Below are 17,278 nucleotides of genomic sequence, written 5' to 3'. Positions count from 1 at the left end.
GATTCGCGATTACCTAAAGGAAAAACCCAAGTACAGTGATAAACCAATTGATAGCTTTATCCAAGTCATCATGATTATGCTATGGGTTTTTGGAATTGGAATTATCATTTCAGAAATCTTTTCTATTTCAACAAGTGCTTTGCTTGGGACTTTGGGAGCAGTTTCGGCTTTTATAATTTTAATTTTTAGGGATACCATTCTTGGATTTGTTGCAAGTGTTCAGGTAGCGTTAAATGATATGGTTCGAATTGGGGATTGGATCACTTTTGATAAGTATGGAGCCGATGGTGATGTAATTGAGATTAATTTAGCTACCGTTAAGGTTAGAAATTTTGACCACACTACAACGACGATTCCGACCTACAGTTTAATTTCTGATTCATTTCGCAATTGGAGAGGAATGCTCGATTCTGACGGGCGTCGAATTAAACGTTCAATTTTAATAAAATCAAAAAGTATTCGGTTTTTAAGTGATGCTGAATTGGAGGGTTTAAAACGAATTCAACTGATTACCAATTACATTGAGCAGCGTCAAATGGAAATATCAGCCTATAATTCGGCACATGGCATTGACAAAACCTTATTGGTAAACGGACGTAACATGACCAATTTTGGACTCTTTAGAACCTATATCACGGGTTATTTAGAGCAGCATCCTAGTTTAAATAAAGACATGATTTTGTTGTGCCGTCAATTACAACCTACGCCACAAGGCATGCCATTGGAAATTTATGTTTTTTCTAAAGACCAACGATTTGAGCAATACGAGTTTGTTATGGCTGATTTATTTGACCATATTATTGCTTCTGTTCCGTATTTTGATTTAGAGGTTTTTGAACTATCAACGGATTCTAAAGCAATACCTTAGTCTTTGGTATTTAATCGATCCCCAATATATTCTACTTTGGTTTTTCCGTGTGCTTTGGGTTTGCCATTTTCGTCAACGCCCACCATAGTAATTATATCGATTGTAATTATCGTTTCCCGTGTCATCATGTTTCGAACTTCACACATCATTGTTAGTGAAGTTATGCCGAATTTGACGACTTCGATTCCAATTTCAACAATATCTCCTTGACGTGCGGAACTTCTAAAATTTATTTCCGACATCAGCTTGGTGACCACCCGAGGTGTTTCTAATTGAATAATAGCGTACAGTGCTACTTCTTCATCAATCCAGGCTAATAATCGCCCTCCAAAAAGTGTACTGTTTGGATTTAAATCTTCGGGTTTTACCCATTTTCGTGTATGAAATCGCATAAAATCGGATTTATAATTTTAACCTATTGAATTAAAAAGTAAGAAAAAATTTACGTTTGTTAACTAAGTTGTTTGTAAAAATACGGAATCTTTTACTTGATATGCTTGCTAATATCCTACAAACTACTATATTTGCACTACAAAGTATAAATTTAAAAATACTATTATGAAGAAAATTACCTTGTTGGCGTTATTCCTTTTTTCATCGGTTGTTCTTAATGCACAAACGGATGAAGAAGCGATTGACACAACAGCTACTTCAGAGTACAACCGTTGGACAATTGAGGCCTCTGTTGGTCAAGCTAAAGGTGTTAGACCCTATTCCACGGGCTATTATTCAAGTGATTCGGGAAGTTTCTTAGGAAAACCTCAGGCCAATAGTTTTGCTTTAGCCGGTCGTTATATGATTAGTCCAACCTTTGGATTTAAAGGTGGTTTTCATTTTGATGAAATAAAAAATACGTCTGGTAATGCAAGTTTACCTTTTAAAATGCAACAATTTGGCGTTTCGCTTCAAGGTGTAGTTAATATGAGTCGACTTTTGGGTGTTCAGGAGTATGTTAAACGTTTTGGTTTGCTTGTACATGGAGGTTTAAAAATTGATGCGATGACTTCCAAAACCAAAAATATTATCGAAAACGATCACAATTATGGCGTAACGGAGTGGAATGGTGGTTTAGTTGTTGGAGTTACTCCTCAATACTGCATTACAAAAAAAATGGCAGTAATGTTAGATATATCGCTACAAAATAATTACCGTCAGCATTTTAACTGGGATGGGACTTATTCGGATATTTCCAACAACTTGAATGGTCAGCTAATTTCAGGAACTATAGGTCTATCCTATTCATTAGGCTCAAGTGATACTCATGGTGATTGGGAAATCATTGAAGATGAAAAATCTAAAGAAATCGAAAAATTAGGTAAACGTATTGATGATATGGAAACCTTGATGAATGATACGGATAAAGATGGTGTTCCTGATTATTTAGACCAAGAAAACAATTCAGTTGCGGGTGTTGCTGTTGACTCACGTGGTAAAATGGTTGATATTAACCGTAATGGGGTTCCTGATGAACTAGAACGATTTGTTGACAAAGCAACGAAAGATGTTTCCAAAAAATCAGAGAAAGATATGGTTGTTAATTTGGTTAACCAAGGCTATGTTTCTACCTACTTTGACACGAATAAATCAACCCCAACCAATGTGTCAACTGAGGGTATTGATTTTATGTTGACGTATTTACGTAACAATCCAAATGCGAAAATAGAAATTGTAGGACATGCTGATGAAGTTGGTGCTACTGAATTCAACAACAATTTAGCCAACAAACGTGCTGAAGCGGTAAAAGCTATTTTAATGAAGGCGGGAATCAGTGCTGATCGTTTAACAGTTGTAGTGCGTGGAGAAGATACCTCTGTTGATCCAAACTCAGAAGGTGCTAGAAAGTTAGTTCGACGAGTAACCTTCCGTATTATCAACAATTAAAAATTAAAATATTTATAATAAAATTAAAGCCTCTGTTTTTTCAGAGGCTTTTTTAGTATATTTAAAATAAAAAATGGAATCAAGAGATATTGGCTTAACTGAGTTGCGTTCGAAAAGCATTGGTAATATTACAGCAAACTCCTCTACTGAAGAAGTATTTCAAAATCAAACCCTTCGCCCTATCCTAAAATTTCAAAATGATTTGTTTGTTGAAGTTTTTCGCAATTATGCGGTTAAACAAAAAAATGTATTTTTCACATTACCACCACAAAAAAAAATGGACTACATTGAACATGTTATCCAACGCGATATTAAATTTAGAAATGCTCTTAAAGGTATGGTTATTGGTTTGTTTACTACCAAGGAATATCAAGAGTATATTCAAAATTCATCCAATTTGAACAAGCGGATGATGAACATGGTCATTGAACGTTTAAAGAGTCAGATCCAGCTTTTCGAGTATCCCTAAAAAAATGTCCCAAAACATTGTATTAGCTGATTTGAGACATACCTTTTTTAATTTCTTAAACCGATTTATTCATCGTGTTCATCTTGCTCCTGCCCTTCAAGTGCTGCACCATTAGTTGTATTAACTGCGTTGCGAATTTCGGTGTGACGTATTTCACCTCCGCTTGTTCCTGTCGCTTTTCCTAAGAATACACCTGCAATTGATAGTAATAAAGCCATAATTGAAAACCATCTAGCTTTCGCATGTTCTTTAACATTTAAAAACCAACCCAATACTGAGACTATACCTAACGCATAAAGGATAAGCGCCATTTTTTCTGCCATTTCTTCATGTTTGTGAATAATTTCATGACCTATCTGAGGAATTTCTTCTACGATTTCTTCTGCTCCTTCACCGGTCGTCATACTGGCAACAGTCGCTAAAGCTCCAATTATAAAAATAAAATAAGCGGTGTTTTGGATGGTTTTGTTTTTCATTACTATTCCTCCAACCAAAACCATAAAACCTAATAAAACGCCGATGATGGGAAAATGATTCACCACCAAGTGTAAATGTGCATCGTTCATAATTAATATTTATTTATTTAAAATTTTTCTGTTTATCCGGCTAATTGAACACCAATTAATGATCCTATTCCATAGGTAATTGCAGCTGCAGCTAAACCAAAACCTATTTGCCGAAATCCAGAATACACGATTGATTTGCCTGTAAACAACGTAATTGAAGCCCCTATTGTAAATAAACCGATAATACTAGCAAGTAAACTAAGAAGTAATGCGTTGTCACCCGAAATCATAAAAAATGGAAATAACGGAATAATCGCACCAATTGAAAACAACAAAAAAGAGGTAATAGCGGCTTCCCAAGCTGAACCTCCCAATTCATTTTTATCAATTCCTAATTCTTCCACAATTAACGAATTTAATGCTGAATCATGCGTTTCAAATGCTTTATCGGCTAACTTTTGAGCTTCATTGAGCGATAAGCCTTTGGCTTGATACAATAAAATCAATTCTTTTTTTTCTTCTTCGGGTGAAGCTTCCAATTCGGCCATTTCTAGATCAATTTGGCGTTGATGCAACTCACGCGAACTTTGAACCGAAAGCCATTCTCCCAATGCCATCGAAATAGCTCCGGCAAGCAAACCGGCCGACCCTGTAACGATAATTGTATCATTTTGAGCGGCTGCACCTGCAACACCCATCACCAAACTCATATTTGACACTAAACCATCATTTGCTCCTAAAACAGCAGCGCGTAAGGCATTGCCTCCTACCGATTTGTGTCTACTTTCAAATTTTGATAAAAATCCCCCCGATACATTTAAGGCCTGATTTGCATTAACCGCTTCTATAATTTTTAAATGATTATGCTCAAAACCTGAAAGCACGGCTCCATTTTGGCGTTTATTTTGAACAGTTGTTAGCGCCATTTGCTTTTCAACACTTGCTAAGCCACTAATTATTGAACTATACCCAAAAACTTTACCCAACCGCAACTGTAATTTCGCACTTCGAGAAGGACTCGGTATACGATAATCGGGTAGTTCTTTTTGGATTGCTTCCAGCATATGTTCGGCATGATGCACTTCAATTTGGGCAAGCGCCTCTAATACACGCTTTAAATTGAGGTCATCTTGTATTGCTGCAATACTATTGTATAAATAGGCAGTATCAACTTCTATTTGCAGTTGGGCTTTTAATCGCGATACATCCATAATTTATGGTTTAAATAAAACACAATTTCAAGTGTCGCTAGAATTCTGTTTATAGAACCCTTACGGGGTATATTAAAGGTACAAAATTTTATCTTTTTAAAGGTTGTAGAATTATATTTATTGTAAACAATAATCTTATTCAACCACTAATCACGAATCCCGTATTTAATTTTTCCATTAAACGACATCGCTATTCGGTTCGATATGAATTAAAACATGACCCAACTGTGGAATTTCATTACGAAGCGTATCTTTTAGTGTATGGGCTATATCATGACCTTGTTTTACCGAAAGGTTTGCATCTACAATAGCATGGAGATCAACATGGAATTTCATACCTGCTTTGCGAATAAAACATTTCTCTGTAGCCAAAACGCCCGGAACTTTTAACGCTTCTACTCTAATTTCACGGACTAAATCATCATAAAAATGTTCATCCATAATTTCACCCAATGCTGGTCGGAAAATAAGATAACTATTGTATAAAATGAATCCCGAAGCAAGTAATGCTGCCCAATCATCTGCTGATTCATAACCCGGTCCCATAAAAAGTGCAATACTGATTCCTAAAAATGCAGCGATAGAAGTAATTGCATCACTCCTATGGTGCCAAGCATCTGCTTTTAATGAAGAGCTATGGGTTTCTTTACTTTTGGTTAAAACGACGCGAAAAGCTATTTCTTTCCAAAGAATTATTGCGCCCAATACAACCAGCGTAAAAGGATGTGGCAATGCATGAGGAATGAAAATGTTTTGAATACTTTCATAGGCAATAATTCCCGCCGCAATGACCAAAAAAGCAACCACTATAAAGGTAACTAAGGGTTCGATGCGTCCATGCCCATAGGGATGATTTTCATCAGCTGGGCGGTTAGCGTATTTAAGTCCGAGCAGCACCAAAAAAGAAGCAAATATATCTGTAGTAGACTCAATAGCATCGGCAATTAACGCATAGGAGTTTCCGAATATTCCTGCACCACCTTTTAATACAGCCAATGCTACATTACTGGCTATACTAAAGTACGTTGTTTTAACAGCTGTTTCGTTATGTTGAGTCATTTAATTGTACCGTTGATTACTCAAGATTTTATTGTGCAAATTTAGATTTTTAACTTTGAATTTTTCAAAATAGTTCATTTGTCCTATCGCTCTAGCCCAAGTAACGATTGTTTTGGGCAATTTAGTAACGGGACATTTTAAACTCAATAGTTGTTTAGCGTGTATATTACCACTACCCTTTTAAAAAGGATGGTTGCTTAAAAATAAGTTCTTATTATTTATGCTAAACTCAATCATTTTGTTAATTTTATCTTAATAAATTTTATACTACTCATTCATGCATTTCTTTTCCTTACGGGCTCCATTTTTCCAATTGTTACGATTATTTATTATTGCTAGTTTTCTTTTACGTATTCTTCTATTATTTCATCCTATCACACAATCTCATTTTAATTTTGGGGATTATTTTTCGATTTTCTTTTTTGGTTTTTGTAATGATATACTTGTGTTTTATGTTGTATCAGGTTTCTTGTGGATGTATTTACTTACGTTAACGCATTCAAAATTCAATAAACCAAAAGGATATATCATTTTAGGAGTATTAATTGCTTTATTGATTTATATTGCTTCGGGTCAATCTATTTTATCTGAATATGGTGGCTCACTACCCGAAATCGGCTTAGCCTTCATCGGTTTGAAAACCTTACTTTTTGCTCTATTGTTTATTTTGCCGCAATACCGAATGAGAATCCGATTTTGGTTATATTCATTTACCATTTTTCTATTTGTATTGTTGATTATTCAAAATACAATAAGTGAGTTTTTTTTCTGGAATGAATTTGGTGTTCGCTACAATTTTATTGCTGTCGATTACCTGATTTATACTAATGAAGTTATCGGCAACATCATGGAGTCTTATCCTGTGATTCCTCTATTTTCGGGTGTCGGAATAGTTGTTTTACTAACAACGTATTATATTGTAAAACAAACTAAAGGGTACCTAGAAGCGCTACCAAATTTTAAAACAAAATTGCTCTCGGGCGGGGTATATCTCGGAGGTTTTGCTTTAGTCTTATTTTTACTTCCAATTGGTGCAACATTAGAAAATTCATCCAATGTTTTTACGAATGAATTACAAGCAAACGGATTGTATAAATTCTATGGAGCATTTATGAAAAGTGAATTGGATTTTAAGAAGTTTTATAAAACCCTACCCAACCAAGAGGCCTTGGCTTTAATTCAGCAACAAATCAATAGTTTTCAACCCGGACATTTTCATAAAATTCAATCTGATGCTCCCGAAAAAAGGAAAAATGTGGTATTGATTACCATTGAAAGTTATAGTGCCGATTTTATGAAACACTATGGTAATACGCAAAATATCACCCCTTTTCTTGACGATTTGTGTGAGAAATCAATGTTCTTTACTAATCTGTATGCCGTTGGCAATCGCACCGTTCGTGGTTTAGAATCGGTGACCTTATGTTTGCCTCCTTCACCTGGTGAGAGTGTTGTCAAAAGAAAAGACAATAAAAACAAGTTCAGTACGGGTAGCGTATTTGCTTCCAAAGGGTATGCCGTTAAGTATTTATACGGAGGTGATGCGTATTTTGACAATATGGATGATTTTTTTAAAGGCAATGGTTATGAAATTATCGATAAAAAAACATTCCAACCCAATGAAATCTCTTTTTCTAATATATGGGGCGTTTGTGATGAAGATATGGCTAAAAAAGCAATCACCTTGATGAACGCAGAAGCAAAGTCGGGCACTCCTTTTTTTAATCATTGGATGACCGTTAGTAACCACCGTCCCTTTACGTATCCTGAAGGAAAAATCGATATTGACAGTCATTCAAAATCTCGAGAAGGGGGTGTTAAGTATACCGATTTTGCATTGCATCAATTTTTTAAAATGGCTCAACAACAATCGTGGTTTAAAAATACGGTTTTTGTTATTGTTGCCGATCATTGTGCTTCAAGTTCTGGAAAAACAGAATTACCACTTCATAAATACCGTATTCCGGCTATGATTTATGCGCCTGGATTTATTACTCCACAAAAGGTAAATAAATTGGTGTCACAAATAGACTTGATGCCGACATTATTTGGGCTATTGGATTTTGATTACGAAAGTAAATTTTTGGGGCAAGATGTATTTTCTTCCTCTTATAAAGAACGGGCTTTGATCGCAACTTATCAAGATTTGGGGTTAATCAAAAACCATCGATTAACTATTATTTCACCAAAACAAAAAGTGCAACAATTTGACTTGAAAATCCACCCAACAGCTGGTATTCCCCTCGCCTTTCAGGAAAATTTTGAGGAAATACCGGTGCATAAAGTTGATGCTAAATTAGTTAAGGAAACCATTGCCTATTATCAAATTACGGCCAATTTATTAGAAAATAAACAGTACCAGAAGAAAGGATTAAAGTAAGCCGTTGTATTTTCGGATAAACCATTCGGTGGCGAAAAGTGCACAAATAAAAAGCAATAGCCATTTCCAGTCAATCAAAGGTGTTTTTTTCTGAATTGCTTTTTCAATCGCTTGATAGGCCTGATCATTAATAAGTGTTTTAACCAGTTGTTCTATTTGATTGGGAACAAAGATTTTCCCTTGGGTGTGTTTCGCCAATTGTTTTAATTTGGTGATATCGGCATTGACAAATTGTTTCTCAATAGCAAAATCCAATAGCTCAAAATTTCCTGTATAGGTAGAATTTGAATTGAGTTCGCGAACGGTGAACGAATATTTACCTGGATTTAGACCATCTAAATTAACTTTAAAATTATTTGAACTTCGCACTAAATCGTATTGCTTTCTCTTTTTTGTTTGGTTGTTCATGATGGAAATTTCCAAACGTGCCTTCTCGTCCAATTCGTAATTTTTATTAAAATACTGAGCTGTAATTTCAATTGCCTCACCCGAATTATAAAAGCGCTCATGATTGACAATGAGTGATTTCCGACTCTCGTTGACGGCTAAATATTGTATTGTTTTATCTAAAAACTGATCAAATTTTTCAAATGATTTTTGTTCAACAAACGAATACGACCGCCACTTCCAAATATTTTCTCCCAATAACAATGCTGAGCGTTTTCCGTTATCGTTGGCAAATATCCACAACGGTTGGCCCGTTTCTATCCCTTGAACGCGTAATTCTAATAGTACATCGGCTCTTTGTTTAAGCGAAATAGTTCCATATGGATTTTCTAACGGGGGAAAGTTTTCAAATCCAATATTATCTATCGCAAAAATTGAAAAGTCAGGGTTGAAACGCGCTAAATAATTTTCCTTTTGATTGGACATCGAACAATTAATAACCGATTGGAATTGATTCAATAAGCCAAAATCGGTTGCATTTCCTGTGATAATAAAGGTAGACAGCCCTAAAGATTTATTGGCTTCAAATACGGTTTTAAACCGGGAATTGGGTTGGTACAATACCAATACATTATACTTTTTTAAATCACTTACTTGATTGGGTTTTAGCAAGGTTACTTTTCGTTGGGCATTGGATTCTATACTGCGTTTCAAAGCACCTAAATCAGGATGTGGCATATCTGAAATCAGTGCGACTTCTGTTTTTTGATCGATAATTTCAACTGCAAATTTTTTAGTATTATTATAGGTGTTTTTTTCCGATTCAGCAGTAGTGAGCGTTGCAGTGTATAGTTGCAATCCAACGCGGTTTGCAGGTAAAATAACAGGGATAACTTGGGCGCGTTTGTCGACTGAAAATTGTAAATTTTGTTTAAACAATACCGTTGTTCCATTTTTAATTGTAAAGACTGAAGAAATCGGCTTAGTTCCTGTGTAATTTAAAAATACTTCTGCTGGAAATTGATTTTTATGGAAAGCGTATTTGTTTACATTAACTTGAGAAATCCGCAAATCCATATATTGGGTAGTATCGCCAACAATTAATGGGAATACCTTATGGTCGGGTTGAAATTCAAACACAAAATCTGCCCCTGAAGTTTGATTTCCATCACTAACTAATACCGTAGCATAGGGAGAATTTTTATGGAGGGCATTGACCTGTACTCCTACTTTGTCAATTTGCGAAACGTTGCCCTTAAAGTTTATTTCTTTTTCGGAATTTAAAACTCGAAAATCGCGATCAAATGCATAGGATTGCACCTCAAATTTATCAAGCAATTGATCATTTTCAATCAAATTTTTGTAAACATTACGCGTTGTTTCCCCTGCTTTTAAATCGGCTATCGATGCGGAATTATCTACAACTAGGGCTAAGGTTGGCTTAATTGTTTCATAGGTAGTCCGACTAATAATTGGATTAATTATTAATACTAGAATTCCAAAAACGGCTAGAAAACGCAAAAAAGCCAATACTACCGTTATTGTACTCGTAGTTTTGGCTTTAAAATAATAATGAAAATACGATAAACATCCTGCTGCAAGTAAAGCAAGTAGTATCAAAATAACCGTGTTTATCGTCATATATAAAATAAATTATGTTAGGTTAGCATTCCACCATCAACATTCATAACTTGTCCAGTGACATATGCGCTCAATTCAGAGGCTAAAAACAAACAAGCATTTGCCACATCTTCTGGAGTTCCACCGCGTTTTAAAGGAATACTATCTCTCCATCCTTGAACAACATCTTCGTTTAATTTTGCAGTCATTTCTGTTTCAATAAATCCAGGTGCAATAGCATTGCAACGAATATTTCGCGAACCCAGCTCAAGGGCTACTGATTTTGTAAAACCAATCATACCGGCCTTAGAAGCCGAATAGTTGGCCTGACCAGCATTTCCTTTAACACCTACTACACTACTCATATTGACAATTGACCCTTTCCGATTTTTCAACATAATTTTTTGAACTGCTTTGGTCATGTTGAATACCGATTTTAAGTTGATTTCGATTACGTTATCAAAATCTTCCTCACTCATGCGCATTAATAAATTATCTTTTGTAATTCCAGCATTATTGATTAAAATATCTACGGTTCCAAATTCTGCAATAACCGCATCAACCAATTCTTGTGCTTCATCAAATAGAGCCGCATTCGATTGATAACTTTTTGCTTTTACTCCTAATGCCGTTAATTCCTTTTCTAAAACCATTGCCGACTCGGCAGATGAACTATATGTAAATGCTACTTGAGCTCCATGTTGCGCAAAAACTCGAGCAATTCCACTACCGATTCCGCGACTTGCTCCTGTAATAATTGCCACTTTTCCTTCTAATAATTTCATATTGGATTAATTTAGTTAATCGATAAACAAAGTTCCAAATATAGCGAATTATTTAGCGTTGGAAAAAATCTTTAACGCCTACTAAACCTTTTTGTTCTAATTTAGTCCAATACTAAAATGACGTTTTTGAAATTCAATGCAAAACGAGTAGAAGATTTGTACAACCGTTATGGAGCAATGGTTTACAATTTAGCTTTGAATTATGTTCAGAATGTTGAAGATGCTGAAGAAATTACACAAGATGTTTTTCTAGCGGTGTTTGAAAACCTAGATTCTTTTCAAAAACAATCCTCTCATAAAACTTGGATTTACCGCATTACAATTAACAAATCTTTGGATTATATTAAATTCAAAAACAGTAAAAAACGTTGGTTTCAGTTTGGAACTAAAATGGATTCGGAAATTGTTTTTCCAAGATTGTCCGACTTTAATCATCCAGGAGTTATGTTGGAACAAAAAGAAGCTGTAGTGCAACTTTTTAATGCGATAAACTCACTCCCTCAGAATCAAAAAACCGCTTTATTGCTTTCAAAAATGGATGGACTTTCAAATTCAGAAATTGCTGTCGTAATGGAAATAACCCTAAGTGCCGTAGAATCTCTTGTATTTCGTGCGAAAGCATCTTTAAAAGAAAAACTTGAAAAAAATAAGCACGATTTGCAAGAACCCAATTAAACTTTCGTCTAATATCATATGAATACTAATTTATCCCCCGATTCATGGGAACATTCGCTTTTATTCGTTCACAAAGCGACTCCTAGTACCCAATTGATTGACCAAATTCAAGATACGCTTCATGCGCGTGAGAAGCTTTCCAGTTTTACAGTAATGCTTATTGCGGCTTCAATGATTGTACTTGTTTCGGTTAATCTATTTGTATTGCAAAATAAACCAATCAAAAACGAATCTGCGAACGCTATTTACGGGGCAATAATTCAATCGAATCAATTGTATTACTAATGAAAAAGATAACAGTTTTAACCCTTGCCATTGTTGCGTTGCTTCTTGTTAATATGGTTACGCTTGTTTTTCTATTTTTTGGCTCATCGCATTCCGATCGAATACTTCGACCTGACTTAAAGCAACGTTTTCAACCGAAAGCAATAATTATAAAAGAATTAAATCTAAATGCACAACAAGTAAAAAGTTATGAGCATTTAATTGCAAATCACCGAGCCACTATCGATAGTTTGGATCAAATAATTCGGAATAATAAAAGGGAATTGTATCAAAATCTAGCAAATAACGATGGTGATACTGCAGATTCGGTTTTAATCAACAAAATTAACCATGTACAAAAACAAATTGAAATTACGCATTATAACCATTTTCTAGGAATCAAAAAAATATGCAATTCCAATCAAATAGATAAATACAAATTACTAACAACTCAACTAAACCATCTATTTAGTCGACCACCCCACCCCCATCATGCGCAATAGTTGGATTTCAATACTGCTGCTATTTTTTGCTACTCAACTTCTATTGGGGCAGTCCAAAGATGAAAAGAAGTTGAATATCGCATTTTATTTTCAAAAGCAAAAACTTGAAAAAGGCAAGTATTATCGATCTATTCAGGGTGATACACTTTCGTTTGACAAGGTTAAATGCTACTTTTCAGAAATAACATGGCTTCAAGATGATGGTGATACTATCGCTCAACAAAAATATCCTCAATTAGTGGATTGGGAAGCACCACCATCACTAGCAATACCTGATGCGCTAATTAAAAATGGATCCGGTTTTTTACAATTTACTGTCGGGGTGCCTTATGCATATAATGTAAATGGTGTATTTGAGGGAGATTTAGATCCCGTAAAAGGCATGTATTGGGCCTGGCAAAGCGGTTTTATATTTGTAAAAATTGAAGGGAAATCACCCAATTGTACGACCTATAAAAACCAATTTCTGTTTCATCTTGGTGGATTTTCAGCTGAAACTAATGCACTTACAAGAGTAAATTTACCGGTAACTTTTAATTCAAGTCAATTATCAATAGACTTATTCTATTTATTTGATAATATAAAAGTTAGAAAGACAAACGCAGTGATGTCTCCGAGTGCTGAAGCAGTACAATTGGCAAATTATTTCAAAACCGGAATAGCAATACAATGAAAGTGGTTTGGAGCCTTTTAGTTTGTTCGTTGTTTTTGGGATTTGCTTCATTCCAAAACAAACCGCAACCCTATTATTTCTCAATTCCCGAAGGGTGGCCAAAACCCCATTATAACTTTGCAAATAATCCTTTAACACTTGAAGGTATTGCATTGGGGCGGCATTTGTTTTACGACCCCTTGTTATCCCGAAATCAAACAGTATCTTGTGCGAGTTGTCATTTACAAGCAACGGGGTTTGCTCATGTAGATCATGAATTGAGTCATGGAATCGATAATCGAATTGGTACTCGAAATGCTATGGCTTTAATTAATTTAGCTTGGAATACTTCTTTCATGTGGGATGGTGGGATTAACCACTTGGATGTACAAAGTTTGGCCCCAATTACGCATCCTGCAGAAATGGATGCCTCTTTGGAAGAGGTGATTGAACGTTTGCAAAAAAATGAAAAATACAAGCGGCTTTTTGAAAGCGCGTTTCCAGGAAAAACAATTTCAAGTCCGCTGCTTTTCAAAGCCTTGAGTCAGTTTATGGTTACCTTAGTGAGTTCAAATTCTAAATATGACCAACAAAAGCGAGGCGAATATCATTTTACTCCATCGGAAGCCAAAGGGTATTTAGTATTCCAAAATCACTGTGGAAGTTGTCATCGCGAGCCCTTATTCAGTAGTACTAGTTTTGAAAATAACGGATTAGCACTTAATCCAGAATTAAAAGATTTTGGACGTATGAAAATCACAAATCAAATGGAAGACTCCCTTCTTTTTCGGGTACCAACGTTACGTAATATTCAATTTACTTTTCCTTACATGCATGATGGTCGTTTTCAAAATTTAAATCAAGTCATTAAGCACTATAATTCGGGAATTGACGCGCATCAGTATGTTTCAAAACAGTTAAAAGAACCAATGCATTTAACGGATAAAGACCGCGTAGATTTAGAGTCGTTTTTACGAACGTTATCGGACCAATCATTTTTACAAAATAAAAAATACCAATTCCCGAAAGATTCTTTTTAATCGTTGCAAGATTTAAATTAAACCTTCGTCTAAAACTATAATCAAACTATGACCATGAAAAAACTATTTTTATTCCTCATTGGTGGTTCGGCACTATATGCACAGACCAATCCAGCCATAACCCAATGGATGCAAAACACAACCAATATTATGGGTAGACATTATGTTTCCGGCAATCCAACACCCATTGCAGATAATGTTTTGGCTAATGTTCAATCTGTGAAGTATTCGGCCAATTCGGTATATGTCACTACACATGGAATTCCAGCTTATATTACAGGCCCATTTTTGGATGGTAATCCTTCTTTGGCAACCGACCAAAACGCAATTTATAAATTACCCTTGAATCCGGTTCAAAATTCGGGAACCCCAACGGCAACAACAGGAGGAAATATTGGGATTTTTATAAATGGTGTTTCCTTATTTGATTACAGAGATGGTGTAGCATGGAATAATACGACTCAAGCTTTGTGTGGAGGACCTGGAAATCCTCCATGTCCAGGGGGTCCAACGGCTACACAAGCTTGGAATCGCGATGCAATTCCTGCGGAAAAAGGAGGTTTTGATTGTAATAAAGCACATCCTGCTATGGGTAATTACCACCACCACCAAAACCCTAGTGCTTTTAATTTGGATTTGCAAGTAATCTCAACGATCTGTAACACTTATCCTGCCGATGGTTTATATGTAATAAATACCAATACCCATTCTCCTTTAATTGGTTTTGCTTATGATGGTTTTCCAATTTATGGGGCCTATGCCTATACCAATACCGATGGTAGCGGAGGAATTTCTAGAATGAAGTCGAGTTATCAATTAAAAAATCAGACTACCCGAACCAATGGACCTGCTGTAAATGCTACTTATTATAACGGATATTTTCGTGAAGATTATGAATATGTCTCCCATCCTAATGACCCCAGTTATTTGGATGAACACAACGGTCGTTTTTGTATAACCCCTGAATACCCCAATGGTATTTACTGCTATTTTGCAACTGTTGATGCAAACCACAACTCTGCCTATCCCTATATAGTAGGGCCTACTTTTTATGGAGTAAAGAGTGGTATAAAAGTAACGTCAATTACCGAATCCACTACAACCTACACTGCGCCGCTATCTTTAAACGAAAATACAGCATCTAATTTTAATCTAATAATTGCTCCCGATCCGGCGCAAGATTTCATCGCAATACAAACCGAAATCACAAATGAAAATTTTGAAGTAATTCTTGTAGACGAATTAGGGAAAACTGTAAAATCAGGACAATTGCTTCAAGGTAGCACACTCTGCATTTTGGAAACTGACGGGCTTTATAACGGTGTATATTTTGTGAAAGTTCGTTCCAGTTCTTTAGAAAAAGCATTTAAGGTTATCATCGAAAAATAAATTTATTCTAAATTATTTACTATGCGTAAAATAATAGTTCTTGGGTTGATTGGAAGTTTGCTAATTTCATGTCAAAAGAATGAAGAATATATTGCTGTTGATCCTTTTGCTGCAATTAAAGCAACTTTTGGAACTAACCTAAACATGGCACAACTCGCTAATTATGCCAATCAACCGATTCCTAGCTATATTACTAAGTTTAATGGCACTAATAATCCAATTACGGACAAAGGGGCTACTTTAGGAAGAGTATTGTTTTATGATAAAAAACTTTCATCCAACAATACGATTTCATGTGCAAGTTGCCATATTCAATCCAATGCATTTAGTGATACAAATGTTGCAAGTAATGGAGTTAATGGTACAACCGAACGTCATGCAATGCGTTTGGTTAATTCAAGGTTTTCAATAGAATCTAAATTTTTCTGGGACGAACGTGCACCTACGTTAGAAGCACAAACAACAATGCCCATTCGCAATCATGGTGAAATGGGATACAGTGGTACCAATGGTGATGAAGATTTTTCAGCGTTACTTACAAAATTAAGTGCGGTTGCATATTATAAAGAACTTTTTCAATTTGTGTATGGTTCAACTGAAATTACAGAAGCAAAAATTCAAAATGCATTAGCTCAGTTTATTCGAAGTATTCAATCTTTTGATTCGAAATATGACATAGGAAGAGCGCTTGCAGGTTCAGATAATGGTCCTTTTTCTAATTTCACAGCAGTTGAAAATCAAGGGAAAAATTTATTTTTAACCCCTCCTATTTTTGATGCAACAGGAAATCGAACCGGCGGTGGACTTGGTTGCAATGGCTGTCACAATGCCCCAGAATTTGATATTGATCCAAATACTTTAAATAATGGGATTGGCGGTTCAATAAATGGAGGTCCTGACAATAGTGTTACCCGAGCACCAAGTCTGCGCGATCTTGTTCGCAATGACGGGACAACTAACGGTCCAATGATGCATACGGGTGTAATTACATCACTTCAAGCGGTTGTTGGCCACTATGGAAATCTTACTGCTGCAGCGCTCAATAATACCAATCTTGACCCACGGTTAAAGCCCAATGGATTTGGTCAACAATTGCATTTAAATGCACAAGAAGTCAATGCAATGATTGCATTTTTAAAAACGTTATCGGGAACATCATTGTATACGGATGTTAAGTGGTCGAATCCGTTTCCAAACTAAAAATAAATTGTGAAAATCCTTTGACAATAAAATAAAAAAGTCCCACAATTGTGGGACTTTTTATAGGATAAAATTAATCGTTAACCTATAACTTCTTTTACTTTTTTACCTATTTCTGCTGGTGAATCAACAACATGTATTCCACATTCTCTCATGATAGCTTTCTTAGCGGCAGCAGTATCATCAGAACCTCCTACTATTGCACCTGCATGTCCCATTGTACGTCCTTTAGGAGCTGTTTCACCTGCGATAAAACCTACTACAGGTTTACGATTTCCATCCGCTTTAATCCAACGGGCTGCATCTCCTTCTAACTGACCACCAATTTCACCAATCATAATGATGCATTCTGTCTCAGGATCGTTCATTAATAATTCAACTGCTTCTTT

The 17,278-nt window shown here is 35.5% G+C and carries 17 protein-coding genes and 1 pseudogene; 11 read left to right on the top strand and 7 right to left on the bottom strand.

Annotated features, from left to right (window positions below; genetic code table 11):
• On the top strand, positions 1-868 hold an 868-nt coding region (locus Q0039_RS01410), incomplete at its 5' end, for a mechanosensitive ion channel domain-containing protein (protein ID WP_297507924.1).
• Here the strand turns inward: Q0039_RS01410 and Q0039_RS01405 are convergent.
• The gene (locus tag Q0039_RS01405) at positions 865-1,260 is read right to left on the bottom strand and encodes a hotdog domain-containing protein (RefSeq protein WP_297507920.1); all 396 of its coding nucleotides are present in this window, start codon (positions 1,258-1,260) and stop codon (positions 865-867) included. The two genes, Q0039_RS01410 and Q0039_RS01405, sit on opposite strands and share 4 nt — an antisense overlap.
• 166 nt (positions 1,261-1,426) lie before the next feature.
• Between Q0039_RS01405 and Q0039_RS01400 the strand changes: the two genes are divergently transcribed.
• Together Q0039_RS01400 and Q0039_RS01395 are read left to right on the top strand one after the other, a co-directional pair.
• On the top strand, positions 1,427-2,749 hold the full coding sequence (locus tag Q0039_RS01400; RefSeq protein WP_297507917.1) for an OmpA family protein: 1,323 nt from the start codon (positions 1,427-1,429) through the stop codon (positions 2,747-2,749).
• Between the two features lie 73 nt (positions 2,750-2,822).
• Positions 2,823-3,218: a glyoxalase gene (locus tag Q0039_RS01395; protein ID WP_297507915.1), complete on the top strand. Its 396-nt coding sequence runs from the start codon at positions 2,823-2,825 to the stop codon at positions 3,216-3,218.
• Positions 3,219-3,283: 65 nt separating this feature from the next.
• On the opposite strand, the gene Q0039_RS01390 is transcribed toward Q0039_RS01395, so the two are convergent.
• The 3 genes from Q0039_RS01390 to Q0039_RS01380 all read right to left on the bottom strand — a co-directional run bounded on the left by Q0039_RS01390 (position 3,284) and on the right by Q0039_RS01380 (position 5,994).
• A complete protein-coding gene (locus Q0039_RS01390) occupies positions 3,284-3,784 on the bottom strand; it encodes a hypothetical protein (protein ID WP_297507912.1) in 501 nt (166 codons plus the stop codon).
• Positions 3,785-3,816: 32 nt separating this feature from the next.
• Positions 3,817-4,935, bottom strand: coding sequence for a VIT1/CCC1 transporter family protein (locus tag Q0039_RS01385; protein WP_297507909.1), 1,119 nt, complete (start codon positions 4,933-4,935; stop codon positions 3,817-3,819).
• Between the two features lie 177 nt (positions 4,936-5,112).
• A complete protein-coding gene (locus Q0039_RS01380) occupies positions 5,113-5,994 on the bottom strand; it encodes a cation diffusion facilitator family transporter (protein ID WP_297507906.1) in 882 nt (293 codons plus the stop codon).
• 277 nt (positions 5,995-6,271) lie between these two features.
• Here Q0039_RS01380 and Q0039_RS01375 point away from each other — a divergent pair, with 277 nt between their 5' ends.
• Complete coding sequence (locus Q0039_RS01375) at positions 6,272-8,374, top strand: sulfatase-like hydrolase/transferase (protein WP_297507903.1); 2,103 nt, start codon at positions 6,272-6,274, stop codon at positions 8,372-8,374.
• Here the strand turns inward: Q0039_RS01375 and Q0039_RS01370 are convergent.
• The gene (locus Q0039_RS01370; RefSeq protein ID WP_366520859.1) at positions 8,366-10,381 is read right to left on the bottom strand and encodes a hypothetical protein; all 2,016 of its coding nucleotides are present in this window, start codon (positions 10,379-10,381) and stop codon (positions 8,366-8,368) included. The genes Q0039_RS01375 and Q0039_RS01370 overlap by 9 nt on opposite strands.
• 38 nt (positions 10,382-10,419) lie before the next feature.
• The gene (gene fabG / locus Q0039_RS01365) at positions 10,420-11,166 is read right to left on the bottom strand and encodes a 3-oxoacyl-[acyl-carrier-protein] reductase (RefSeq protein ID WP_297507896.1); all 747 of its coding nucleotides are present in this window, start codon (positions 11,164-11,166) and stop codon (positions 10,420-10,422) included.
• Positions 11,167-11,292: 126 nt separating this feature from the next.
• On the opposite strand from fabG, the gene Q0039_RS01360 reads away from it, so the two are divergent.
• The 7 genes from Q0039_RS01360 to Q0039_RS01330 are packed head-to-tail and all read left to right on the top strand — an operon-like array spanning position 11,293 to position 16,889.
• The gene (locus tag Q0039_RS01360; protein ID WP_297507893.1) at positions 11,293-11,841 is read left to right on the top strand and encodes an RNA polymerase sigma factor; all 549 of its coding nucleotides are present in this window, start codon (positions 11,293-11,295) and stop codon (positions 11,839-11,841) included.
• Positions 11,842-11,859: 18 nt separating this feature from the next.
• Positions 11,860-12,126 carry a hypothetical protein gene (locus Q0039_RS01355; RefSeq protein WP_297507890.1) on the top strand — a complete coding sequence of 89 codons (267 nt, stop codon included), beginning with the start codon at positions 11,860-11,862 and terminating at the stop codon, positions 12,124-12,126.
• The gene (locus Q0039_RS01350; protein ID WP_297507887.1) at positions 12,126-12,608 is read left to right on the top strand and encodes a hypothetical protein; all 483 of its coding nucleotides are present in this window, start codon (positions 12,126-12,128) and stop codon (positions 12,606-12,608) included. Before Q0039_RS01355 ends, Q0039_RS01350 begins: the two co-directional genes overlap by 1 nt.
• Positions 12,598-13,281 (top strand): MbnP family protein, encoded by a 684-nt coding sequence (locus Q0039_RS01345; RefSeq protein WP_297507884.1) that lies wholly within the window; start codon positions 12,598-12,600, stop codon positions 13,279-13,281. The genes Q0039_RS01350 and Q0039_RS01345 overlap by 11 nt, the downstream gene beginning before the upstream one ends.
• Positions 13,278-14,300, top strand: coding sequence for a cytochrome c peroxidase (locus Q0039_RS01340; protein WP_297507881.1), 1,023 nt, complete (start codon positions 13,278-13,280; stop codon positions 14,298-14,300). The genes Q0039_RS01345 and Q0039_RS01340 overlap by 4 nt, the downstream gene beginning before the upstream one ends.
• 54 nt (positions 14,301-14,354) lie before the next feature.
• Positions 14,355-15,689 (top strand): YHYH protein, encoded by a 1,335-nt coding sequence (locus tag Q0039_RS01335; protein ID WP_297507878.1) that lies wholly within the window; start codon positions 14,355-14,357, stop codon positions 15,687-15,689.
• Positions 15,690-15,710: 21 nt separating this feature from the next.
• The gene (locus Q0039_RS01330) at positions 15,711-16,889 is read left to right on the top strand and encodes a cytochrome c peroxidase (RefSeq protein ID WP_297507875.1); all 1,179 of its coding nucleotides are present in this window, start codon (positions 15,711-15,713) and stop codon (positions 16,887-16,889) included.
• A gap of 80 nt (positions 16,890-16,969) precedes the next feature.
• Here Q0039_RS01330 and Q0039_RS01325 read toward each other — a convergent pair.
• A pseudogene (locus Q0039_RS01325) lies at positions 16,970-17,278 on the bottom strand (succinate--CoA ligase subunit alpha); the annotation flags it as partial.

The organism is Flavobacterium sp., assembly GCF_027484945.1.
Lineage (GTDB): Bacteria > Bacteroidota > Bacteroidia > Flavobacteriales > Flavobacteriaceae > Flavobacterium.
Note: the sequence above shows the minus strand (reverse complement) of the source record. Positions and strands in the feature narration are given on the sequence as shown.